Here is a 24358-nt window from a genome sequence, read left to right as displayed (position 1 = left end):
GAAACAGAGGAGAGGTTTCATGGCATTTGACATGCACATCAAGTTCGGCAAGGGCAAAGTCGAGGTCAAGGGCACGTCCACCCACGCCAAGCACAAGGACGAGATCCCGGTGCTGGCGTGGTCGTGGGGTGCCTCCAACTCCGGCAACTTGCACCAGGGTGGTGGCGGTGGCGGTGGCAAGGCCAACATCCAGGACATTTCGCTCACCAAGTACGTGGACGGCAGTTCCAACGCGCTGTTGAACGCCGTCTGCACCGGCGGCCGCGTCGAGCAGGCCTGGCTGTACGTCACCAATGCCACCGGCGAACAGACCGACTTCCTCACCCTGGAGCTCAGCGAGGGCGTGCTGATCACGTCGTTGAGCACCGGTGGCAGCGGCGGCGAAGACAAGCTGACCGAGAACATCACGCTGCACTTCGGCAAGTTCAAGTTCATGTTCCAGCCGCAGAAGGATGACGGCTCCAAGGATGGCGGTACCAAGGACTTCACCTACGACATGCAGAAGGTCGCTGCGGCCTGATGCACCGCCCTGCTGGCCCGGTTTCGGGTCAGCAGGGCGTTTGTCCCGACTTCGTTCTCCTTACCCAGTGGTGATTGATCGTGGATGCAGATCCCCAGAACCTGCTGCAAGCCGGCCGGGTAAACGAGGCATTGCAGCAATTGACGGCGCAGGTGCGCGGCAAGCCTGCGGATGCCAAGTCACGCGTGTTCCTGTTCCAGTTGCTTGCCTTGATGGGCCAGTGGGAGCGGGCGCAGAACCAGTTGAACGTCAGCGGCGAGCTCGATCCCGGCAACACGTTGATGGTCAACGCCTACACCCAGGCACTGCAGGGCGAGCTGATGCGTGCGCAGGTCGTGGAAGGCGAGCGTTCGCCCTCGTTGATCGGCGAACCGGAACAATGGGTGGCGTTGCTGCTGCAGGCGTTCAAGCTGGATGCCCAGGGCAAGCATCACCAGGCGGCACCGTTGCGCGAGCAGGCGTTCGAGCAGGCGCCGGCCGTAACCGGCCGCATCGATGACACACCGTTCGAATGGATCGCCGATGCCGATCCGCGGTTTGGCCCGTGCCTGGAAATCGTCGTCAACGGCAGTTACGCATGGGTGCCGTTTGCGCGTTTGCAGATGCTGAAATTCGAATCACCCACCGATTTGCGCGACAAGGTGTGGGCACCGGTGCAGATCACTTGGACCAACGGTGGCCAGGCCGTGGGCTTTATCCCTTGCCGCTATCCCGATTCGGAGCGCTCCGCCGACAGCGACGTGGTGCTGGCGCGCAAGACGGACTGGCTGAGCCCGGCCGACGACTTCTACGTGGGCTCCGGGCAGCGCATGTTCGCCACCGATGCCGGCGAATACCCCTTGCTGGACATTCGCACCATTTCCTTCGACAGCGTTTGACCAGGGCGCACGAGCCATGGCCGAACTCACTACCCAGGAACGATTGCAGCCCTCGCTGCTCGACCGTCTGACCGACGACGAACCCGGCAAGTCCGAGGAGAGCCGCGAGAAAAGGGTGATCTCGGCTACCCGCCTGCGCGACTGCGTCACGCGCGACATTTCCTGGTTGCTCAACTGCGTGCACATGGGTAACGACGTCGACCTGGAGCTGTATCCCGAGGTGGCCCGCTCGGTGCTGAATTTCGGCGTTCCGGACCTGACCGGCATGGTGCTGGCCGGCGTCGACGGCAGCGCGCTGCAGCGGCAGATCAAGGACGCCATTGTGGCCTTCGAGCCCCGTCTCACCAGCAGCACGCTGCGCGTGACGGTGCAGGCCGACCGTGCGCGCATGGATCACCAGTCGCTGGTGTTCAACATCGAATCGGAGATGTGGGCGCAGCCGATCCCGCTGAACCTGTACCTGAAAACCGAAGTGGACCTGGAAACAGGCAAGTTCAACGTCTCTGAAAGTTTTGGTTGACCGTCATGGACCCGCGCCTGCTGCGTTATTACAACCGGGAATTGCAGCACGTCCGTGAAATGGGCGGCGAGTTCGCGCGCGAGTATCCGAAGATCGCCGGCCGGCTGGGCATGGAAGGCTTCGAATGCGCCGACCCGTACGTGGAGCGGCTGCTGGAAGGCTTCGCGTTTCTGGCCGCGCGCGTGCAGTTGAAACTCGATGCGCAGCAACCGGTGTTCACCCAGCACCTGATGGAGATGATCTACCCGCACTATCTGTCGCCGGTGCCGTCGATGACCGTGGTGCAGATGCAGGCGGACCTGAAGGACACGGCGCTGGTGACCGGCCATGCCGTGGCGCGCGACACCGCCCTGCGCAGCCTGATCGGGCGCGACGACCGCACCGCCTGCGAATACCGCACGGCGCACGATGTCACCTTGTGGCCGCTGCAAATCATCGAAGCGAAGTATTTCGAAACACCCGCCGCCATTGCAGCCGCTGGCGTGGTCATTCCCTCCAGCAAGACCGTGCGCGCCGGTCTGCGACTGAAATTCCAGGTGACGGCCGGCGCGCAGGCCAACATGCTGACGCTGGATGAGCTGCCGCTGTTCATCGCCGGCGCCGACGAACTGCCCAAACGGCTGTACGAACAACTTCTCGCCAACGCAGTGGGCGTGGTGGTGCGCACGCAGGGCGCCAGCGGTCCGATCGAAGAGCATCTCGACGCCGGCAGCATCCACAGCAAGGGCTTCGATGACAGCGAGGCGTTGATTCCCTACAGCGGCCGGTCTTTCAGCGGCTATCGCCTGTTGCAGGAATATTTTGCTTGCCCGGAGCGCTTCCTGTTTGCCGTGTTCACCGGCTTGCGCAAGGTGCTGGCGCGCTCGAACAGCAGCGAGTTCGAGATCGTGGTGTTGTTCGACCGCAGCGTCAGCCGTCTGCACAACGCCGTGGACGTAGGCAACTTCCGCCTGTTCTGCACGCCGGCCATCAACCTGTTCCCGCGCCGCGCCGACCGCATCCACCTGCAGCAGGGCAAGACCGAATATCACGTGCTGGCCGACCGCACGCGGCCGATGGATTTCGAAATCCACAGCGTCAGCCAGGTCGAAGGCTTCGGCGACCGGCAGGAGCCCGAGCAGCGCTTCCAGCCGTTCTACGGTTGCGACGAGCGCACCTGGCACAGCGGCAACGCGGCGTTCTACACCGTGCGTCGCGAGCCGCGTTTGCTGTCGTCGCGACAGAAACTGCACGGCGCGCGCTCCAGTTACGTGGGCAACGAGATGTTCGTTTCGCTGGTGGACGCGGCCGATGCGCCGTACTCCACCCAGTTGCGCCAGATCGGCATGCAGCTTCTGTGTACCAACCGCGACCTGCCGTTGCAGATGCCGGTGGGCAAATCGCATACCGATTTCACCCTGGACGTGGGTGCGCCGGTGGAATCCATCCGCTGCGTGGCCGGCCCGACCAAGCCGCGCGCGTCGGTGGCGGTGGGCGAAACCGCGTGGCGGCTGCTGAGCCACCTGCAACTCAACTACGTCTCGCTGCTGGGCGACGGCCACGAGGATGGCGCCGCCGCGCTGCGCGAGATGCTGACGCTCTACTGCGACGAGTTCGACTCCAGCGCCCGACGCCAGGTCGAAGGCATCAAGGCGGTCAGCTCGCAGTCGATCGTGCGGCGCATTCCCGTGCCCGGCCCGATCACCTTCGGCCGCGGCCTGGAGATCACGCTCACCTGTGACGACGGCGCCTTCGAAGGCACCGGGGCCTTCCTGCTGGGCTCGGTCATGCAGCATTTTTTCGCGCGCTACGTTTCGGTGAACTCGTTTACCGAAACCGTGCTACGCACCCTTGAACGCAACGAGGTGGCCCGATGGTCCGTGCGGCTCGGCAAACGACAGACGCTGTAGCGCTGCAGAACGCGCTGCGCGACCGACCGGAGGACTTCGAATTTTTCGAGGCCATCCGTCGGCTGGAGTGCGCGTTTCCCGAGCAGCCGCGTGTGGGCGAATCGACCAAGCCGGCGGAGGACATGGTGCGCCTGTGCCACACGCCGTCCCTGGCGTTCGCACCGCGCACCATCGATCGTTTCGAGCCGGGTGGCGCGGGGGCGCCGGCGCGCATGCATGGGCTGTTCTTCGGCCTGTTCGGCCCCAATGCGCCACTGCCGCTGCACCTGACCGAGTACGCGATCGATCGCCAGCACAACGAGAAGGATTCCACCTTCATCGCGTTCGCCAACATCTTCCACCACCGCATGACCAGCCTGTTCTATCGGGTCTGGGCTGATGCACAGCCCACGGTGCAGTTCGATCGCCCGCAGGAGGATCGCTTCCGTTTGTACACGGGTGCGCTGGTGGGCTTGTCGACGCCCGGCCTTGAGGGCCGCGATGCGATGCCCGACCAGTACAAGCGCTTCTTTGCCGGGCGCCTGCTGGCACAAACGCGCAACGCCGAGGGCCTGAGTACGTTGCTGGAACAGTTCTTCCGCATCCCCGTGCGCATCGTGGAGTTCATGGCCGAATGGATGCGGCTGCCGCCGACGGCACACCTGCGGCTGGGTCATTCCAGCGAGGTGGCGGGGCTCGGCCTGACCGCAGTGATGGGCGAGTACGTGTGGGGTGCGCAGCAGCGCTTTCGGCTGCAGCTTGGGCCGTTGAACCGCGCGCAGTTCAACAACTTCCTGCCGGGCGGGGAAGCGCTGCGGCAACTGCTGGCGGCGGTCAAGACCTACATCGGCGAGGAGAAAGCGTGGGATGTGCAGTTGGTGCTGAACCGGGATGAGGTGCCGGTGACGCGCCTGGGGCAGGCCGGTCGGCTGGGGCTGACCACGTGGATGGGCAGGCGCCAGCACGACGGCGACGCCGACCAGGTGGTGCTCAGGCCGGCGGGGTAATGCGGCGCGCCAGCGCCACTCGATCACAACAGGTTCGCGACAGCGTTCATCAGCCGCGAATCCAGATGACCATTCAACCGAAGGGATAGAAAAATCATGGCGGAAATCAGTCGCAGCGCACTGTTCGGCAAGCTCAACAAGCTGGCGTACCGGGGCATCGAAAGCGCCACCGTGTTCTGCAAGCTGCGCGGCAATCCCTATGTCGAGCTGGTGCACTGGATCCATCAGATCCTGCAGCTGCAGGACTCGGACCTGCATCGCATCATCAAGCAGTTCAACCTCAACCCGTCCAACCTGGCGCGCGATGTCACCGACGCGCTGGACCGGTTGCCGCGCGGCTCCTCATCGATCTCCGACCTCTCCAGCAACGTGGAGGAGGCCGTCGAGCGCGGCTGGGTGTTCGCCACGCTGATGTTCGGTGAGGCCCAGGTGCGCACCGGTTATCTCCTCGTGGGCGTGGTGCGTACGCGTCACCTGCGCAATGCGCTGGTGGCCATTTCGGCCGAGTTCGACAAGATCAAGCCCGAGGCGCTGGTGGAGAAATTCGCCGAAGTGGTCGCCGGCTCGCCCGAGGATGGCCAGAGCGCCAGCGACGGCTTCCACATCGGCGGCGCTGTTCCCGGCGAAGCCAGCGGCGCGATGGGGCCGGCGCAGATGGGCAAGCAGGAGGCGCTGAAGCAGTTCACCATCGATCTCACCGAACAGGCGCGCGAAGGCAAGATGGATCCGATCGTCGGCCGCGACGACGAGATCCGCCAGCTTGTCGATATCCTGATGCGCCGCCGCCAGAACAACCCGATGCTGGTCGGCGAAGCCGGCGTCGGCAAGACAGCGGTGATCGAAGGTTTCGCCATGCGCATCGCCATCGGCGATGTGCCGCCGCCGCTGAAAGACGTGCAGTTGCGTGCACTCGATGTCGGTCTGTTGCAAGCCGGCGCCAGCATGAAGGGCGAGTTCGAAAACCGCCTCAAGCAGGTCATCGAGGAGGTTCAGTCCTCGACCAAGCCGATCATCCTGTTCATCGACGAGGCGCACACCCTGGTGGGTGCCGGTGGCGCCGCCGGCACGGGCGACGCGGCGAACCTGCTCAAGCCCGCGCTTGCCCGCGGCAACCTGCGCACGATCGGCGCCACCACCTGGGCCGAGTACAAGAAACACATCGAGAAGGACCCGGCGCTGACCCGCCGCTTCCAGACCGTGCAGATCGACGAGCCCAGCGAGGAAAAGGCGATCCTGATGATGCGCGGCGTCGCCAGCGTGATGGAGAAGCACCACAAGGTGCAGATTCTCGACGAGGCGCTGGAAGCCGCCGTCAAGCTGTCGCACCGCTACATCCCCGCGCGCCAGTTGCCGGACAAGTCGGTCAGCCTGCTCGACACCGCCTGCGCCCGCGTGGCGATCAGCCAGCATGCGGTACCCGCCGAAGTGGACGATACGCGCAAACGCATCCAGGCGCTGGAAACCGAGTTGGCCATCATCGCCCGCGAAAAGAACGTGGGTGTCAACGTCACGACGCGCGAAGAAGCCGCCAACGAGAAACTGGCCACCCAGAAAGCGCGGTTGGAAACACTGGAGGCGAACTGGGTCGCGGAAAAGGAACTGGTCGAAAAAGTCCTCGATATCCGCTCGAAGCTGCGCGGCTCCAACGCGCCGGTGGAAGGCACGGGCAGCGCGCTTGAGGAGTCGGCCAACCAGGAGGCGGAAGCCAAGGGCGCGCCACCGGCCAGCGAGGCCGCGCTGGACGGTGCCGAGCGCGCGGCGGCGCTGGAAGAGCTGAAAGGCCTGCAAACCCGCTTGGCCGAGTTGCAGGGCGAAACCCCGCTGATCCTCGCCTCCGTCGACTATCAGGCGGTCGGCTCGGTGGTGTCGGACTGGACCGGTATCCCGGTCGGCCGCATGGTCAAGAGCGAGCTGGAAACCGTGATGAACCTGGCCGGCCTGATGGGTCAGCGTGTCATCGGCCAGGATCACGCGATGGAGATGATCGCCAAGCGCATCCAGACCTCGCGCGCCGGCCTGGTCGATCCGAACAAGCCGATCGGCGTATTCATGCTCGCCGGCACCTCCGGCGTCGGCAAGACCGAGACCGCGCTGGCACTGGCCGAGGCGCTGTACGGCGGTGAGCAGAACATCATCACCATCAACATGAGCGAGTTCCAGGAAGCGCATACCGTCTCGACATTGAAGGGTGCGCCCCCCGGCTACATCGGTTACGGCGAGGGCGGCGTGCTCACCGAAGCCGTGCGCCGCAAGCCATACTCCGTGGTGCTGCTGGACGAGGTGGAAAAAGCCCATCCCGACGTGCACGAAATCTTCTTCCAGGTGTTCGACAAGGGCGTGATGGAAGACGGCGAAGGCCGCTCGATCGACTTCAAGAACACCCTGATCCTGCTGACCACCAACGCTGGCACCGACATGATCGCCGGCCTGTGCAAGGACCCTGAGCTGATGCCCGATCACGAAGGCATGGCCAAGGCGCTGCGCGAACCGCTGCTGAAAATCTTCCCGCCGGCGCTGCTGGGCCGCCTGGTGACGATCCCGTACTACCCGCTCAGCCCGGAAATGCTGGGCAAGATCGTCAAACTGCAGATCAACCGCATCAAGAAGCGCGTCGAAGCCCGCTACAAGATCCCGTTCGATTACAGCGAAGATGTGGTGAAGCTGGTGGTCGAGCGCTGCACCGAAACCGAATCAGGCGGACGCATGATCGACGCCATTCTGACCAACTCGATGCTGCCGGATATTTCGCGGGCGTTCCTCACCAAGATGATTGAGGGGGAGGAGATCGCGAAGGTGCAGGTGGGGGTGACGGGTGGGGAATTTTCGTATGGGTTTGGGTGATTCTGGGCTGGTCGCGAAACGGACGCATTCGGTCCGATCTTGGAAAGTGCGCTCTGACCCCTGTTTTTTTCCTGTTTTTTTCGGAATGCATCAGGTGTAAGTGTTAGTCGGAATATGGAGGTTACATGATCGACTTCGGAATTCTCATCAACTATCAAACACCTGGGTCGTATTGCAAAAGCATTGTTAATGCTCGCATTAGGCTTGCTCGCTGGAACGGTCGTGGATTCGTACTTAAGGATCGTTGCAATCATGGTATGTCTAGGGTTTCAGTTGCAGTGTTTGATGAGAACGGAAAATCAGAGATCGATATTATTTTAATGGGTGACACTTTATACGTATTGGGGGCCAGGATGGCCGAGGCGGAAAAGTGGACGGTTTGCATGAGACAGGCTAAGGAATTTAGTGCCTGTGGCTCAAGCATTGCTGGAGAAACGGATTTCGAGTCGGGTTACGGAGCGCTTGGCATATCGATTGATAGTAAAACGAAGATGTTTTCGTTGGGAGATTGTTCGACGCATGTGAATTCTTTGAAAACTTACTTGCAAACTGCAGAAGGTGCGCGTTCGGAGCGTCAGAAGGAAAATGCCAAGTTAGCATTTGCTTACTTCGCCATGACGATAGGGGAATCGATACGTTTTAGGTCCATTTGCGCTCTCTTAGCTCTTCGTGGAATTGATCCGTCTGGATCGCTGCCAGAGTTGCAGAAATGGGTGGTGGATAGCACGGTTAAGGATGATTGCTTTCCCTCGCGGATAGCGGTTTATGGCATCCACGAGAAGACAAACAGTCCTTTGTTTAAGGCTGCGATGGTTAACCTAAATGAACGACCAAATTTGTCGCCAGGTGTTGAGGATTTCAAGATTGCAGCGGGGCATGATCATCATGCAATGGTCGAGGGCCTAATGGATTGGCTTCCAAAACAGAAGGAACCCATTCGCCTTGCCGCGCTAGCGGCGCTTCGAAGTGCCTTTTTCAAGAACCGACTTAACGGAACACAGTTTGTCAATGGATTGAAATATTTAAGTGATCAAACGAAAAAAAAGAATGTTGGAGTCAACCACTTTGCTGGCATTGATCAGAATCTTTAGTGAGGCATGGAGAACAAACAACACAGGGTTAGGGTGCACTTTCATTTTGAGCCTGGGGAAAATGGCTGGGCCAATTTGGAAAAATGGATGAGTTTCATCTGATAGGCGAAGAGGAAGGTCGGAATCGGTTCCCGCGAACGGGCCTCGGGCGCTCTGTCGCCTATTCCGGTTTGCAGTTAATTACCATCGTTACTTTACCGTTACCTTCATCTACTTCAACTTGAAAGCTTGGGGGTTGTGTGAGCATATTTACGAGCAAGAAAGTCACGTGGCGACGTGGAATCCAAGCGCACGTCGACAGTCGCCGGGAGTTCGGTCAGCTTGAGCGACTGATCGGTCGCGAGAATGCCAAACGTTTCCTGGAGACGGTTTACGACAAGTGGACGCAGAACTTCAAGATCGACACGTTGAAGGCTAGCGACACGGCAATGTTCATGAAGACCGAGCGCGAGAACTTCACGAACCGTAAGCAATACGTCGATTCGCTGGTGCCGCAGTGCAATAGCGGCGCGTTGGGGACGGTACTCAACGCCAATCTCCGCGCAGTGGGCGACTATTACAAGAATCCGTCAGGCGGCGGCTTGGCCGGGCGTGCCCTGGCTATCGATCAGGCGGCGAACTGGATCTGCGGCAACTACACCGCCGGGCTCGCATCGACCCGGGACTTGCTGTCGAAATATATCCCCGTGACTGGCGGGCACCCGGGTCCCATGGGCATGGCGCTTGGCCGCACGACGCAGCCGCTGCGCAAGATCTACAAGCGCATCATGCCCGACGCAGCGCCCTACCGGATCAACCTGATGGGGGGGGCCAAGTACCCGTCGACCATCGGTGGAAGCGTGTTGCTGGATCACATTCTCGGTTTGACCTCCGGATGCGGCGACAATACGTGGCCTGCCTTCGGGGACGCCCAGTGGGAAAGCATCGCGATGTTCTACATGACCAGCATCGTGCACGTGCAGGGCTTTCCGGACGGAAACAAGCGCACCGGCCATATCGCGTACTCGATCGTTTTGATCAAGGGCACCCATCAGTTCAAGGCGCCGACCCTGGCCAAGGAAAACGAACTGTTTCGCATGAACGGTTGAGCGTGCGATTGATTTTCCATCTTTGAATCCATTAGCTCCGCGAGGACTCCATGCAACCTGCCGCCCGCCTCACCGACATGCACACTTGCCCGATGACCACCGGGCCGGTGCCTCACGTGGGTGGCCCGATCATGGCGCCGGGTGCGCCGACGGTACTCATCGGTGGCTTGCCGGCGGCGTGCATGGGCGACGTGGTGACCTGCGTCGGGCCGCCGGATTCGATCATCAAGGGTTCGGCGAAGGTTCTGGTCGGCGGCAAGCCCGCCGCGCGCATGGGTGACAGCACGGCGCACGGCGGCGTGATCGTGTTGGGTTGCATGAAGGTGTTGATAGGCTGATGGCAAGGGGAAAAGGCGTGGTAGCGAAGAACGCAAACGCGAACGTGAGCTGGCGTGCGCCGGCGCCGGTACAGCCGGCGTATGCAGTGGTGCTGGAGCGCGCGATGCAGGCACACCAGGCGCGTGATCTGGACACCGCCGAGCGTTTGTACGGTGAGGTGCTCGAGCTGCGCGCGGCGCAACCTGATGCGCTGCATTACCTGGGCGTGCTGATGCACCAGCGCGACCGCAGCGATGAGGCCGTCAGGCTGATCCAGACCGCGCTGAAGATCACGCCGAAGCACCCCGATGCGCACAACAACCTGGGCAACATCCACAAGGAGTGCGGTCGCCTGGCCGAGGCCGAAGTCTGCTACCGGCGCGCGCTGGAGTGCGGCCCCTCGCATTACAACGCGCTCAGCAACCTGGCCTTCGTGCTGGAGGTGCAGGAGCGGCCCGACGAAGCATTCGAGACGTATACCCAACTGCTGCGCGAGGCTCCAACGTTCGCCCACGGTCAGTACATGATGGGTTTGTTCCTGCGTAATTTCGCCCAGAACGTGGAACATATCGAGCAGTCGATCGAATGTTTCCGCGAGGCGTACCGGCTGGACGCGCGCAACGTGCGCGCGCTGGAAGGACTGGGTGTTTCGCTGTACACGCTGGGACGCCACGACGAGGCCAGGGAGGTCTACCGCGACTGGCTTCAGCGCGAGCCGAACAACCCGATACCGCGCCACATGCTGGCGTCCACGGGCGGTGCCGATATCCCGCCGCGTGCGGACGAGGCCTACGTGCGCAACGTGTTCGACGGCTTTGCCGACAGCTTTGACGAGCAATTGCTGAAGAACCTCGACTACCGCGCTCCCGAGGTGCTGGCCGACGCCCTGGGTAGCGTATTGCCCGCGGCCGATGGCAGCCTCGACGTGCTCGACGCCGGCTGCGGTACGGGCCTGTGCGCGCCGTTGCTGCGCGCACGCGCACGCACGCTGGTTGGCGTGGACCTTTCCGGCGGCATGATCGAAAAAGCGCGCGCCCGTGGTGGCTACGATGAGCTGGTGGTGGCGGAACTCACCGCTTATCTGCAGGCGCATCCCGCTGCTTACGACGTGGTGATCTCGGCCGATACGCTGATCTATTTCGGTGACCTGGCCCCGGTGCTGGAAGCGGCTCACGGCGCCTTGCGGCCCGGTGGCTGGCTGACGTTCACGCTGGAAGTGCTGGAGGGCGAGGGGGATCGTTACGAGTTGTCATCCAGCGGGCGGTACCAGCACACACGCGATCACACACAGGCGGTCGTCGAGGCCGCGGGCTTCGAGCACATCACGATCGGCATGGACATGTTGCGCAAGGAGCACGGCAAGATCGTATCGGGCTGGGTGGTGCTGGCACGGCGAGGGGGGAATGACATGCGCTGATGCGGATTCCCGCATCGGCATCGGTGACGACCCACTGCACCGTACGTTGTTCGGCGCGCACAGATTTCCCCGGAGACGCGACACATGGCACACGCGATTACCCTTTCCACTGATCTCGGCGACAAGCTGCTGTTCAAGCGCATGGCGGCCACCGAGCAGCTCGGGCAGCTGTTCCGTTATCGCGTGGAGATGATCAGCCGCGACGAAAAGGTGGATCTGCGCAAGCTGCTGGGTACGCCGATGACGGTGACGCTGAAAGCCGAAGACGGCTATGCGCGCCATTTCAACGGCATCGTCTGCGAGGCGGGCCAAACCGGCTTCGAGACCATCGATGACGTGCGCTACGCCATCTACAGCGCCACCCTGGTGCCCAAACCCTGGTTGCTGACGCGCAAGATCGACTGCCGCATCTACAGCAAGATGAGCGTGCCCGAGATCATCAGCGCCGTGCTGGGCGAGATCGGCTACGCGGACATCAAGAAGAGCCTCAGCGGCAATTACGCCAAGCGCGACTATTGCGTGCAATACCGCGAGGACGACTTCAGCTTCATCAGCCGATTGATGGAGCAGGAAGGCATCTACTACTACTTCACGCATGCCGCCGGCACGCACACTATGGTGCTGGCCGATGCGCTGGGCGCGCACCAGCGCACTTCCGGTTTCGAAAAAATCCCGTACTGCCCGGTGGAACAGCGGGGGCCGTTCGCGCCGGCCTCGATCACGGCATGGAGCTCGCGGCATACGGTGAACTCGCTGAAATTCCAGCTCACCGATTACGACCCGTTGAACCCCAAGACCTCCCTGTTGGGCACCGGCACGGTCAGCGGTGACCATCACAATCTCTCCGGGCTGGACGTCTTCGACTACCCCGGCAGCCACATCCTGGCCGACCAGGGCCAGCACTATGCGCAGATGCGGGCCGAGGCGATGAACGTGCCGCATGCGGTGGCAAAGGGCGCCACCGATGCCTGCGGCATGAGCATCGGCGCGCTGTTCGAGATGCAGGACTTTCCGCGCGCGGAGCTGAATCGCGAATACCTGTTGACCTCCACCGAAATAAAGCTGGAACACCCCGACTACGTGTCCGCGGACGATGGCGCCGCGGTGGAACCGTTCCGCTGCAGCTTCGAGGCCATCGCCAGCAGCCAACCCTTCCGCAGCCCTCAGACCACACCAAGGCCGCGCATCGTGGGCCTGCAGACGGCCGTCGTCACCGGCAGCGAAACCGACGAGGACATCGCCGTCGACAAGTACGGCCGCGTGCAGGTGACGTTCCACTGGAACAAGCCGGACAAGGACAAGGCGCAAAGCTCCTGCCCGGTGCGGGTGGCGTCGCCGTGGGCAGGCAAGACCTGGGGCGCGGTGAACATTCCGCGCGTGGGCCAGGAAGTGGTGGTGAGTTTTCTCGAGGGCGATCCGGATCGGCCGCTGATCATCGGCAGTGTCTACAACAACGACAACATGCCGCCGTACACGCTGCCGGACAACAAGACCCAGAGCGGCATCAAGAGCCGCAGCCTCAACGGCGTGGCGGCCGATGCCAACGAGCTGCGCTTCGAGGACAAGAAGGGTAGCGAGGACTTCTTCATCCACGCGCAGAAGGACATGCACGAGGAGGTGGAGAACGACCACGTGGTGGCGATCGACAACGACGAAACCATCACCATCAAGAACGACCAGACGCTCACGGTAAAGCACGACCAGACGGAGAAGGTCGACAACGACCGCAAGCATACGGTGGGCAACAACGACACGCTGGACGTGAAGCAGAACGGCACCACCACCATCGGGCAGAAGTTCAAGCTGGACGCGGGCAGCGAGATCGAGCTGGTCACCGGTTCGTCCAGCATCGTGATGAAAAGCTCGGGCGAGATCGAGATCAAGGGCGTCAACATCACCATTACCGGCAACAGCTCGGTGAAGGTGAACGGCCAGACGTCCGTGGCCATCAAGTCGGGCGCCACCATGGACATCGGCGCGGGCGCCAGCATGAAAGTGAAAGCGGACGCCATGCTGGACATGGCCGGCGGGGCGATGACCACGGTCAAGGGTACCAAGCTGACCCTGACCGGCGACGGGATGGCGCAGTTGTCCGGCGGCATCATCATGATTGGTTGAGCAGGGGGAATCGTCGACATGTCAGCGGTAATGCAAGCATCCACCGAGATGGAACTGTCCGAGCCCTCGAGCGCGCGGCTGCGCGCGGACATGGCGCCGTTGGCGGCGGTGCAGTTGCTGATCGAAGCGGGCGAGACACCCGAGGCACTGAAACTGCTGGCGCGGTTGCTGCCCAAGCGCTACGCCGTGGCCTGGCTGTGCCAGTGCGCCCGCGATCAGTCGTTGTCGATGGAAGACAAGGCGGGTGCCGCGCTGGCCGAGGCGTGGGTGCGCGATCCCGACGAGCCGCGCCGGCGCGCCGCGCTGGATTTTGCCAGCGCGGGCGAGTACCGCTCGCTGGGCGCGTGGATCGCGGCATCGGCGGGATGGTCGGGCGGCAGCCTGGCGCCGGCCACGCAGGAGGCTGCCGTACCGCCCGCCGACCATCTCACTGCGCGCGCCGTGGTGGCCTCCATCAACCTGATGGCGGCGCTGGATATCGAGCAGTTCACCGAGCGTCGCAACGGCTTCATCGAACGGGCTATGGTGCTGTTGGGCAACGGGGTGGGGTCGCGACATGACTGAGTACATGCCGTCGCGTCATTACCCGCTGCGCAGCGGTGCGCGGCAGCCGGCGGTCGCGCGGGCGTGGCGTTCAACCATTCAACAAAAGGGCCGCGGACAGGGCACCGCGGCGCTGATTTTCTTCGAGGTGATTTGATCGTGTCGACCCCACAGACATTGCTGCTGGCCGTGATCGGACACCAGGCGGCGCAATTCGGCAGCCGCAGCCAGAAGGTGTTCGAAGGGCGCGATGGCAGCATCGGGCGATCGGAGGATTGCGACTGGGTGTTGAGTTCGTCCGGCGTTTCGCGCGTGCACGCGATGATCCGCTGCCTCAACGGCATCTATTTCATCGAGGACCGCAGCACCAACGGCATGCTGCTCAACGGCCGTCCGCTGATCAAGGGCGACCCGTCCGCGCTGAAGGAAGGCGATCGCCTGCAGATCGACACCTTCGAGGTCAGCGTGAGCCTGCAGAGCGGGAATGCGGAGACCATCTTCGCGCCCTCGACGCCGATGGCCGCCGCTCCCGCACCGATCGCCAGCGACCCGCTGGATTTCGGCCTGCTCGATCTCGGCGCGCCCGCCGCGTCGTCGCCCGGCGATCTGCTGGGCGACAGCCTGATCCCCGGCAGCGGCCAGGGCGATGCGGGCGTGTTTCTCGATCCGCTGAGTTTTCTCGATGCGCCGCCGGCGTCGTCGCCGCTGATCCCCGAGACGCCGGCAAGCAGCGCCGGCTCCGACTGGAACCAGAACGTGGGGCTGGAGGATCACTTCCGTCCACCCACCACCACCGGCCAGCGCCAGGCCCTGCCGGAGAACTGGGACCTGACCATCGGTGATTTCGGGGCCAAGTCGCCGGCGCCCAGTCCGGCACCGGCACCTGCGCCCGTGCCGGCCCCGATTGCACAGCCAGCAGCGCCGATGGCGGCCGCGCCGCCGACCGCCATGCCGCCGGAAGTCGAGCAGATTTTCCAGATCGTGATCGACGGCGTGATGGACGTGCTGCGCGCGCGCGCGGAGATCAAGAACACCTTCCGGCTGCCGGTCACGATCATCCAGCGCTCGGAAAACAACCCGCTGAAATTCGCGCCCACCGCCGAAGAAGCCATGCAGAAAATCATGGCGCCGTCGAACACCGCCTTCCTGTCCGGCTCGGCGGCGTTCCAGGACGCGTTCGACGACATCCGCTGCCACCAGATGGCGATGCTGGCGGGCGTGCGCGCGGGCTTCGATTCGCTGATGGCGCACTTCAGCCCCGAACGGTTCGAGCACGAGGTCGATGGCGGCAAGCGCTCCGCGTTCGGCGGCAAGGGCAAGTATTGGGAAAAGTACCAGGACAACTTCGAAGGCCTGATGAAGGACCCCGACGAATGCTTCCGGCGGCTGTTCGGCGACGAGTTTGCTCGCGCCTATGAAGAACAACTGTCGCGGCTGAAATCGGCGCGACGGGCCAGCCATTCGTCACCGCGCTGAGCACGTATGTAACGAGCGTCGCAGCACGACAGCGACGAAAGAGAAGGGGCAGGGGTAGCGGTACGACAGCAATGAATGCGCCCGCATCGATCCATCGATGCGGGCGGGCAACGTCCGGCGGCAGCGCCGGCATGGTTCACCAAGATGGGCGGAAGTGAAGCGATGACGCAGAACAACAAGGTGGTTTGGAGCGAAGGCCTGTTTTTGCGGCCCCAGCACATGCAGCAGCAGGAGCGCTACCTGGAGCGCCTGGTGGAGCTGCGCGCCGGCGCCCTGCGCCCCTACACCTGGGGTTTCACCGAACTGGAGCTGGAGGCCGACCTGCTGGCGATCGGCAAGTTGGGCATTCGCAGCGCCCGCGGCACCTTCCCCGACGGCACGCCGTTCTCGATGCCCAACGACGACCCCCTGCCACCGGCACTGGAAGTCGATGCGAACTGGCGCGACCAGACCGTGTTCCTCACCCTGCCGCTGCGCTCGCCCACGCAGCCGGACAGCGGCCGGCCCGAAGCGCCAGCGGAAAAACTGTTCCGCTTCCGCGTGCGCGAAACCGAAGTGCGCGATGCCTCCGGCAGCGTCGATGGCCTGACCCCGCTGGAAGTCGGCGGCATGAGCAGCCGGCTGTTGCCGCAATCGCAGCCGATGGAAGGGCTGACCCAGATTCCGCTGGCGCGCATCGTGGAATGCCGCGCCGACCGGCGCGTGGTGCTGGACGAGGCGTTCATGCCCTCCGCGCAGAGTTGCCGCGCGGTACCGCGGCTGGTGACCTTCCTCACCGAATTGCTGGGCCTGCTGCACCAGCGTGGCGAGGCGCTGGCCGCGCGGGTGGCCTTGACCGACCGTGGCGGCGCGGCGGAAATCGCCGACTTCCTGCTGCTGCAAGTGGTGAACCGGTTCCAGCCGTTGATCGCGCACCTGGCCGAATCACCGTCGCTGCACCCGGAGGATTTCTACCGCACCCTGGTCGGCATGGCCGGCGAGCTGGCCACGTTCACGGCACCGGGCAAACGCCCCACCGCGTTTCCGCCGTACCGCCATGAGCTGCTGCGCGAGAGCTTCGAGCCGGTGATCAGTGCACTGCGCACCAGCTTGAGCGCGGTGATGGAACAGACCGCCACACCGATTCCTCTGCAGCAGCGCAAGTTCGGCGTGTGGGTGGCGGTGGTGCCGGACCTGACCCTGCTCGATACGGCGGCCTTCGTGCTGGCGGCCAAGGCCGACATGAAGTCCGAGGACCTGCGCCGGCAACTACCCGCGCAATCGAAAATCGGCCCGGTCGAGAAGATCCGCGACCTGGTCAACCTGCAACTGCCCGGCATCGCGGTGGCGCCGATGCCGGTGGCGCCGCGGCAGATTCCGTACAACGCCGGCTATCTGTATTTCGAGTTCGACAAGCACTCGCCCATGTGGCGTCCGCTGAAAACCTCGGGCGGCATCGCGTTCCATTTCGGCGACGAATTCGCCGGTCTCGACCTGCAACTGTGGGCCATCAGGGGCTGATCACATGAATAACGGCAACGGGCCCATTGACGACGATCCCATGCGCGACGCCACCGTGGTGCGGCCGCGCTCGGCCACGCCCACGGCGGCGCCTCCTTCCGCGGTGCCGGCGCCGTCGTTGGCGCGCGGGCCGGCGCCGCGTATCGACCAGGCCAGTGCGGCGGAAATCAGCGAGTTTCTCGGCGGCGGCATGAACCCGCTGGTGCAGACCGCCAGCGCGCTGTTGCTGCTGGCGGTGCAATTGCGCCTGAGTGCCTCGCAGCCCGATGCCGCGCATCTGCGTGAGCAGGTGATCACCCAGGTGCGCAAATTCGAAAGCCACGCGCAGGCGGCCGGTATCCCCGCGCAGACCGCGGTGGCCGCACGCTACGTGTTGTGCGCGATGCTGGACGAATCGGTGTTGAACGCGCCGTGGGGCGAGCACAGCGGCTGGGCGCAGAAAACCTTGCTGGTGACCTTCCATGGCGAGTCGTACGGCGGCGCCAAGTTCTTCCAGATCCTCGAGCGCCTGTGCGCGGATTTCGCCAAGCATGTCGACCTGATCGAGCTGATGTACATCTGTCTGGCGCTGGGTTTCGGCGGCCGCTATCAGATCGAGTCCGGCGGCCGCGCCAAGCTGGCCGAGATCCAGGAGGACCTGTACCGACGGATCAAGGCGCAGCGCGCGCCAGCCGCGGAAGAACTGGCACCGCATTGGCGTGGCGTCGAGGACCGCCGCAACCCGCTGGTGCGCTACGTGCCGCTGTGGGTGATCGCGGCGGCGGCAGCGGTGCTGTTGCTGGCGGGCTTCGTGTATTTCTATTCACGCCTCAACGATCTGTCCGCGCCGGCCAGCGGCCAGATTGCGCAGATCGGGCTGGAAAGCGCCACGCCGCCGGACACCGCGCGGCTGAACCAGGCCCAGCCCAAGCCCGCGCGTCCGACGCTGAAGCAACTGCTGGCGCCGCAGGAACAGGCAGGCGAGCTCAGCATCATCGACCGCGATGATGGGCAGGAGCTGCTGCGCCTGAGTGCGCCGTCGATGTTCGCCTCCGGCGGCACCGAGGTGAGCGCGGGGCAGCTGCCGTTGCTGCAGAAAATCACCCAGGCGCTGAACCAGGTGCCGGGCCGGGTGATTGTGGTGGGCCACACCGACGACCAGCCGATCCACTCGCTGAAGTTCAAGGACAACTTCGCGCTGTCGGCGGCGCGCGCCCGTTCGGTGTTGCAGATCCTCAGCCAGGGCATCGACAACGCCGCGCGGCTGGAATCCAGCGGCGCCGGCGCGTCGAAACCGATCGCCCTGCCGCCCGATCTTCCGGCCAATCGCACGCGCAACCGCCGCGTCGAAATCATCTACATCCCCGAGGGTTGAGCGAGTGAGCAAGCTGATGACGTTGTTTAGGACCGGCTGGTTCATCACCCTCGTCGGGATCGTGCTGCTGTCGGTGCTGATCTGGCTGGGCGGCCCTTACCTGGGCCTGGGCGATTCGCAGCCACTGGCCAGCCCGATCACGCGGCTGGTGCTGATCGTGCTGATCGTGGTGGTGTGGGTGGTATGCCTGCAGGTGCAGCAGCTGCGCGTGCGCAGCAAGACCAAACAGATGTCCGGCGACCTGGCCGGGCAGGGGGAGCAGGACGCGGGCGATGACCGCAGCACGGCCGAGCGCGCGCAGTTGCAGGGGCGCTTCCAGGAGGCGATCGACACCTTGCGCAAGACCCGCCGCGGCGGCAGCAACCTGTACACCTTGCCCTGGTACGTGGTGATCGGCCCGCCGGGTTCGGGCAAGAGCACGCTGCTGCAGAATTCCGGCCTCAACTTTCCGTTGTCCGACCGCTTCGGCAAGGAAGCGCTGCGCGGCATCGGCGGCACCCGCAACTGCGACTGGTGGTTCACCGACGAGGCGGTGTTCCTCGACACCGCCGGCCGCTACACCACGCAGGATTCGGACCGCGGCGCCGATGCGTCGGCGTGGACGGAGTTCCTGAAGCTGCTGCGCAAGTACCGCAAGCGGCGGCCGATCAACGGCGTGATCATCGCCATGAGCATGTCCGACCTGCTGGTGCTGGACGAGACCGGCAGGCACGAGCACATCCAGGCGATTCGGCGCCGGCTGGACGAACTGGTGGAGCAGCTGCGCATCGGCGTGCCGGTGTACCTGGTGTTCACCAAGTGCGACCTGATCGCCGGCTTCACCGAGTTCTTCGACGACCTCAACCCGCAGCTGCGCAGTCAGGTGTGGGGCATGTCGTTCCCCGTCGGCAAGACCGTCGACGGCACCGCCGCGCGCAGTTTCGCCGACGAATTCGGCTTGCTGCTGGACCGGCTCAACACGCGCATCCTCGACCGCCTGCATACCGAGCGCGATCGGGCGCGGCGTGCGGCGATCCTGTCGTTTCCGCAGCAACTGGGCGCACTGCGCGAGATCGCGCAGCAGTTCGTCGAAGGCGTGTTCAGCGGGCACAAATACGGCACGCCATTGTTGTTGCGTGGCGTCTATCTCACCTCGGGTACGCAGGAAGGCACGCCGATCGACCGCATGATGGGCGCGGTGGCGCGCACGTTCGGCGTGGATGCGGCGCAGGTGCAGGCGCCGGGTGCGCAGCGGCGCACGTTCTTCGTCGAGCGTCTGCTGAAGGACGTGCTGTTCAAGGAGTCGGGCTTTGCCGGCACCAACCCGAAACTGGAACGGCAGAAGGTGCTGCTGCAGGCCGCCTCGTACGTGGGCGTGCTGCTGCTGACGCTGCTGCTGTTCGCGGGCTTCACCACCAGCTACGGCCGCAACAAGGCCTATCTGGCGCAGGTGCAGACGTCGCTGCAGGGCTATCCGGCCGATAGCGACCCTTCGTCCGCCACCAGCCAGAAAGCCTATTTCGCGATGGCGCTGGAGCGGCTGGAGGCGTTGTCCGCCGTGCAGGACACGGCGCGCAAATACCAGGGCGACGTGCCGCTGTTGATGCGCTTCGGTCTGTACCAGGGGCATGCCGTGGGTGACGAGGTGCACGACGCCTATATCCGCGAGCTCAACGGCGTGCTGCTGCCGGGCGTGGCGTCGCAGTTCCGCAGCGGGCTCACCGGCAGCGCCAGCGATCCGCAGGCCCTGTACTACTACCTCAAGGGCTATCTGATGCTGGGTGAGCCCGAGCATCAGGATGCCGATCAGCTGATCGCGCTGACCGACATCGAGTGGCGCAAGATCTTCCCCAACGATCCGGTACTGCAGAAGGCGTTGTCCAAACACTTCCAGGCCTTGGTGGCCGAACCGGGGCGGCTGCATCCGCTTACGCTCGACAACGCGTTGGTGGAGCAGGCGCGCAGCACGCTGCGTACGGCGGATCTGTCCACGCTGATCTACGGCAGCCTCAAGCTGTCCGCCACTGGCGCGGACCACCCGCCGTTGCGGCTGGACAAGGAGCTGGGCTTGCTCGGCAACGTGTTCCGGCGCAAGAGCGGCGCAGCCCTGTCCGACCCGTTGCCGGCGCTGTTCACCCAGCCGATGTTCGCCGACGAAGCTGGCAAGGGCATCGAGCAGGCGGTGAAGCAGTTTGCCGCGGACGACTGGGTGTTCGGCGGCAGCAAGATCGACGCGATCGCACGGGCGCGCCTCGTGCAGCAGGTGCTGGCGCTGTACCAGCAGGATTACATCAAGGCATGGGACGCGCTGCTCGATGACCTGGAGCTGCAGCCGATCAACAGCATCCAGGATGCCAGCGCGATCGCGGCCAAGTTGTCCGGCCCCAGCTCGCCGCTGAAATCCCTGCTGCAGGTGGTGCGCGACAACACCCACGACATGCTGCGTGCGCCCCCGGCCAGCGCGGCCGAAAGCGCGGCAGCGCTGGCGGAGAAGGCCGCTGCGAAAAAGGCCACGCAGAGTGCGTTGTCGCGCGCGCTGGCCAACGCCAACGGCGCGCCGGCGGCTGATACCGGCGAGAAGCCGGGTGCAGCGATCAGCGAGCATTTCGACACGCTCAACAAGCTCACCGATGGTGCGCCGGGCGCCGCGCCGATCGACCGCACCTTGAGCGTGCTCGACCAGCTCAGCAAGACCTTGCTGACGATGACCGACTTCAGCAGCGCGGCTGGCCAGCCCAACCCGCAGTTGCTGATGGCGCAGCAGGAAGCGGCACAATTGCCGCCGCCGGTATCCGGCTGGGTCAACGCGCTGACCGGCAAGAGCCAGGCGCTGGTGGCCAGCGGCACCAAGGGTGCGCTGGGCGACCAGTTCCAGCAGGCGGTGGGCAACGATTGCGCTGATTTCATCCGTGGCCGCTATCCGTTTGCGCCCAACGGGCGCTCGGAAATCCCGCTGCAGAACTTCGGCGAGCTGTTCGGCAACGGCGGCCGTTTCGACACGTTCAACAAGCAGACGCTGGCCAAGCTGGTCGATGCCAGCGGACGCAACTGGCAATGGAAAACCGGCCCCGGCGCGGTCGCCGGCCCGCCCGGCGTGCTGCAGCAGGCGCAGGCAGCCGACGACATCCGCCAGATGTATTTCCGCAGTGGCAACCAGCCCGAGGTGGACTTCACGATCCTGGCGCCCACGCTGGATCCGGCCATCGGCAAGCTGGTGATCGACGTCGACGGGCAGAAGTACGAATACCAGCCCGGCGGCGCCACCAGTGCTGCGATGAAATGGCCGGGACCACAGCCGGGCAGCGTCACCATTGCCGCCTACGACACCGCCGGCACGCTGATCAGTTCGTTCGATTACCAGGGTGATTGGGCGTTCTTCCGCGCGCTGCAGGCGGCGAATCTGCAGAAACAGTCGGACCTGCGCTTTCTGGCCAGCTTCAACTTTGGCGGACACGTGGCCAAGGTGACCTTGCAGGCCAGCAATCTGCGCAACCCGTTCTTGAACACCGAGGTGCAGCACTTCCGGTGCGGAGGCTGAGCGCATGCCGAATCCGACAGGGGCAGGATTCTTCGGCAAGCTTCCCGGGGTAGGGGATTTCGTGCAGCGGCGCCTGCCGGTGCGTTTCGTCGACTGCTGGGACCAGCATTTCGAGCACGCGGTGGACGCGGCCCGCGGCGTGCTGGGCAACGACTGGCCAGCGGTGTATCACGCCAGCCCGACCTGGCGTTTCGCGATGCCCGCGGGCATCTGCGGGGATTCGGCGTGGGTCGGGGTGCTGGGGCCAGCCAGCGATCGGGTGGGGCGCTGTTTCCCGATGGTGATCGCCGCGCCATTGAATCGCAGCGAAGCGGTGACGCAAGCGCTGCTTCAGGGTGATCACTGGTTCGACACGCTGGCGCGCGTGCATGCGCACGCGCAGGCCGATCCGTCGATCCACGCCGAGGCTTTCGATGGCCTGGTGGCCGATGTGGCCGGCCCCGGCAGTGGCGACCCGATTGCCGCACCACAACCGCCGCAGCCGCTGGACTGGCGCAGCGCCAGTCACTGGCGGTTCCCGCTGGCGCAAGGCGCCGCGGGGGCAGCGCAGTTGGGCGGGTTGTGGTCGCAGCTCACATCCGCTGGCGACTGGTGCCTGTGGTGGACGGCGGGCGCGGCGCGCGTGCCACCTACGCTGCTGGCCACGCGCGGCCTGCCGCAACCGGCGGCCTATGCCGCATTTCTCGATGCCGCGCACGCGGGCGCGCCGTGGCAGTCGGCGGGCGACTTCGGCCACCGTGCCGACGCAGAAACCACGCAGAACCGGCGCATCGCGTTTCCGCCGGCGCCAGCAATCGAGGTGGCGGATACACCGCCCGCCGCCGCGCCGCGAACCCTGTTGCCCGACGATCTCTCCGAACTTTTCGCCGACCTGATCGTGCCCCCGGCGGCCGACGAGCTGCCCAGCCACCTGGGCGACGTGCTGGAGGATGGCCCGGTCCGCTATCGCGCCGATGCGGCGCTGACCCTGGTGGCCGCGGATGACGGCTTGCGCGATCCGCGCCGGCAGGCGGCCGCCGTCGCGCATGCACTGGTCGATGAGCTGGATGTCGCGGACCTGGCAGGCGGCGTCGGCGTGTTGCGCCAGCGCCTGCTGGCTTCGCATGCGCCGCTGCGTCGGCGCGGCGAGGATCTGATCGATCCGGTCAGCGAGGATGCCGCCGTGGTGGCCGCGCAATTGAATCATCAGCACGCTGCCGTGTTGCGCATCGGCAGTGCCGGCGTGTGGCATTACCGCCATGGCCGGCTGCACGCGCTGTTCGCCGCCGGCGAAGCGGCGGACGACGACAGCCTCGGCCATGGCGGCGAGTTCGACGACCTGCTGTTCAGCCGTGTCACCGCCGCCGCGCCCGGGCTGGGTGCCGCGAGCGATCCCGTTTGCGAGGAAGCGGCCTGCACCGTGGCCACCGGCGACCGCCTGTTGCTGATGGCGACGCAGGCGCTGGTGCAACTACCGCTGGAACTGCTGGCCGAGGCGCTGGCATTGCCTTCCATCGACGGCGCGCAAGCGCGCATCGCCGCCGCGGCCGGTTTCCGGTCGCCCGCGGTCCACTGGCCTTTGGCCATCATCGAGATCACGCCATGACGATGCGCCATCAATCCGCCGGCTATACCGTGACCGGCAAGATCCGCAAGCACAACGAGGACGCGATCCTGGTGCGCGAGGACGTCGGCCTGTGGGTGGTGGCCGATGGCATGGGTGGCCATTCGGCCGGCGATTACGCCAGCGCGATGATCATCGAACGGCTGGGCGCGCTACCGCGGCCGGGCAGCGTGTACGACTTCATCGAATCGATCGAGGACGCGCTGGTGCAGGTCAACACCGACCTGGTGCGTACCGCGGTGACCCGTGGCGTGGACATCATCGGCTCCACCGTCGTGGTGCTGGTGCACGACCGCGATTTCATGCTGTGCGGCTGGGTTGGCGACAGCCGCGTGTACTGCTTCGAGGAAGGCCGCCTGCGGCAGATCACCAGCGATCACGTGCACGGCATGAAGGAGGACGTCACCCAGTTCGGCAGTGCCGCGGTGCAGCCGCAACCCGGCGCCGGCGCGCTGACCCGCGCCGTGGGTGCCGAGGATCACCTGTTCGTCGACTGGGTTGTGGCCGGCAGCCGCCCTGGCATGCAGTTCGTGCTGTGCTCGGACGGCATCAACAAGGAAATGTCCGATGCGGAGATCGACGCCGAATGCCGCCGCCAGCTGGCCCCGCCCGAACTGGCCGCGCGATTGATGGAGCTGGCCACCAGCCGCGCCGCTCGCGACAACATTTCCGCCGTCACCGTACGGCTCCAGGATTGAC

The 24358-nt window shown here is 64.6% G+C and carries 19 protein-coding genes; all 19 read left to right on the top strand.

The genetic code is table 11. The features are described from left to right. Nucleotides 1–19: 19 nt before the first annotated feature. Nucleotides 20–520: a type VI secretion system tube protein Hcp gene (locus ASD22_RS15840; protein ID WP_056085510.1), complete on the top strand. Its 501-nt coding sequence runs from the start codon at nt 20–22 to the stop codon at nt 518–520. A gap of 80 nt (nt 521–600) precedes the next feature. Further along, nucleotides 601–1398, top strand: a complete 798-nt coding sequence (locus ASD22_RS15835) for a type VI secretion system accessory protein TagJ (RefSeq protein WP_235577670.1) — start codon at nt 601–603, stop codon at nt 1396–1398. 16 nt (nt 1399–1414) lie between these two features. Continuing rightward, nucleotides 1415–1918: a type VI secretion system baseplate subunit TssE gene (gene tssE / locus ASD22_RS15830; protein ID WP_056085508.1), complete on the top strand. Its 504-nt coding sequence runs from the start codon at nt 1415–1417 to the stop codon at nt 1916–1918. Nucleotides 1919–1923: 5 nt separating this feature from the next. After that, nucleotides 1924–3807 carry a type VI secretion system baseplate subunit TssF gene (tssF, locus tag ASD22_RS15825; RefSeq protein WP_056085507.1) on the top strand — a complete coding sequence of 628 codons (1884 nt, stop codon included), beginning with the start codon at nt 1924–1926 and terminating at the stop codon, nt 3805–3807. Continuing rightward, nucleotides 3771–4793 carry a type VI secretion system baseplate subunit TssG gene (gene tssG, locus ASD22_RS15820; protein WP_056085506.1) on the top strand — a complete coding sequence of 341 codons (1023 nt, stop codon included), beginning with the start codon at nt 3771–3773 and terminating at the stop codon, nt 4791–4793. The genes tssF and tssG overlap by 37 nt, the downstream gene beginning before the upstream one ends. 96 nt (nt 4794–4889) lie before the next feature. Next, nucleotides 4890–7634 carry a type VI secretion system ATPase TssH gene (tssH, locus tag ASD22_RS15815; RefSeq protein ID WP_056085505.1) on the top strand — a complete coding sequence of 915 codons (2745 nt, stop codon included), beginning with the start codon at nt 4890–4892 and terminating at the stop codon, nt 7632–7634. A 125-nt stretch (nt 7635–7759) separates the two neighbouring features. Further along, nucleotides 7760–8725, top strand: coding sequence for a ribosome-inactivating family protein (locus ASD22_RS16835; RefSeq protein WP_156459041.1), 966 nt, complete (start codon nt 7760–7762; stop codon nt 8723–8725). A gap of 239 nt (nt 8726–8964) precedes the next feature. After that, on the top strand, nt 8965–9813 hold the full coding sequence (locus ASD22_RS15810; RefSeq protein WP_056085504.1) for a hypothetical protein: 849 nt from the start codon (nt 8965–8967) through the stop codon (nt 9811–9813). Nucleotides 9814–9863: 50 nt separating this feature from the next. Next, nucleotides 9864–10151 (top strand): PAAR domain-containing protein, encoded by a 288-nt coding sequence (locus tag ASD22_RS15805; protein ID WP_056085503.1) that lies wholly within the window; start codon nt 9864–9866, stop codon nt 10149–10151. A 104-nt stretch (nt 10152–10255) separates the two neighbouring features. Beyond that, a complete protein-coding gene (locus ASD22_RS15800) occupies nt 10256–11548 on the top strand; it encodes a tetratricopeptide repeat protein (protein WP_056085611.1) in 1293 nt (430 codons plus the stop codon). Nucleotides 11549–11632: 84 nt separating this feature from the next. Beyond that, nucleotides 11633–13666 carry a type VI secretion system tip protein TssI/VgrG gene (gene tssI, locus ASD22_RS15795; RefSeq protein WP_056085502.1) on the top strand — a complete coding sequence of 678 codons (2034 nt, stop codon included), beginning with the start codon at nt 11633–11635 and terminating at the stop codon, nt 13664–13666. Between the two features lie 18 nt (nt 13667–13684). Beyond that, a complete protein-coding gene (locus tag ASD22_RS15790; RefSeq protein ID WP_056085501.1) occupies nt 13685–14230 on the top strand; it encodes a hypothetical protein in 546 nt (181 codons plus the stop codon). After that, nucleotides 14223–14366, top strand: coding sequence for a hypothetical protein (locus ASD22_RS16830; protein ID WP_156459040.1), 144 nt, complete (start codon nt 14223–14225; stop codon nt 14364–14366). The genes ASD22_RS15790 and ASD22_RS16830 overlap by 8 nt, the downstream gene beginning before the upstream one ends. Nucleotides 14367–14368: 2 nt before the next feature. Further along, a complete protein-coding gene (tagH, locus tag ASD22_RS15785; protein ID WP_056085610.1) occupies nt 14369–15685 on the top strand; it encodes a type VI secretion system-associated FHA domain protein TagH in 1317 nt (438 codons plus the stop codon). A 162-nt stretch (nt 15686–15847) separates the two neighbouring features. Next, nucleotides 15848–17185 (top strand): type VI secretion system baseplate subunit TssK, encoded by a 1338-nt coding sequence (gene tssK, locus ASD22_RS15780; RefSeq protein ID WP_056085609.1) that lies wholly within the window; start codon nt 15848–15850, stop codon nt 17183–17185. Nucleotides 17186–17189: 4 nt separating this feature from the next. Beyond that, a complete protein-coding gene (gene icmH / locus ASD22_RS15775; protein WP_056085500.1) occupies nt 17190–18539 on the top strand; it encodes a type IVB secretion system protein IcmH/DotU in 1350 nt (449 codons plus the stop codon). Between the two features lie 16 nt (nt 18540–18555). Next, a complete protein-coding gene (gene tssM, locus ASD22_RS15770; protein WP_056085608.1) occupies nt 18556–22056 on the top strand; it encodes a type VI secretion system membrane subunit TssM in 3501 nt (1166 codons plus the stop codon). A gap of 4 nt (nt 22057–22060) precedes the next feature. Further along, on the top strand, nt 22061–23641 hold the full coding sequence (gene tagF / locus ASD22_RS15765) for a type VI secretion system-associated protein TagF (RefSeq protein ID WP_082520306.1): 1581 nt from the start codon (nt 22061–22063) through the stop codon (nt 23639–23641). Next, nucleotides 23638–24357 (top strand): PP2C family serine/threonine-protein phosphatase, encoded by a 720-nt coding sequence (locus ASD22_RS15760; protein WP_056085498.1) that lies wholly within the window; start codon nt 23638–23640, stop codon nt 24355–24357. Before tagF ends, ASD22_RS15760 begins: the two co-directional genes overlap by 4 nt. Nucleotide 24358 lies beyond the last annotated feature (1 nt).

Source organism: Rhodanobacter sp. Root480 (assembly GCF_001426645.1).
GTDB classification, from domain to species: domain Bacteria; phylum Pseudomonadota; class Gammaproteobacteria; order Xanthomonadales; family Rhodanobacteraceae; genus Rhodanobacter; species Rhodanobacter ginsenosidimutans.
Note: the sequence above shows the minus strand (reverse complement) of the source record. Positions and strands in the feature narration are given on the sequence as shown.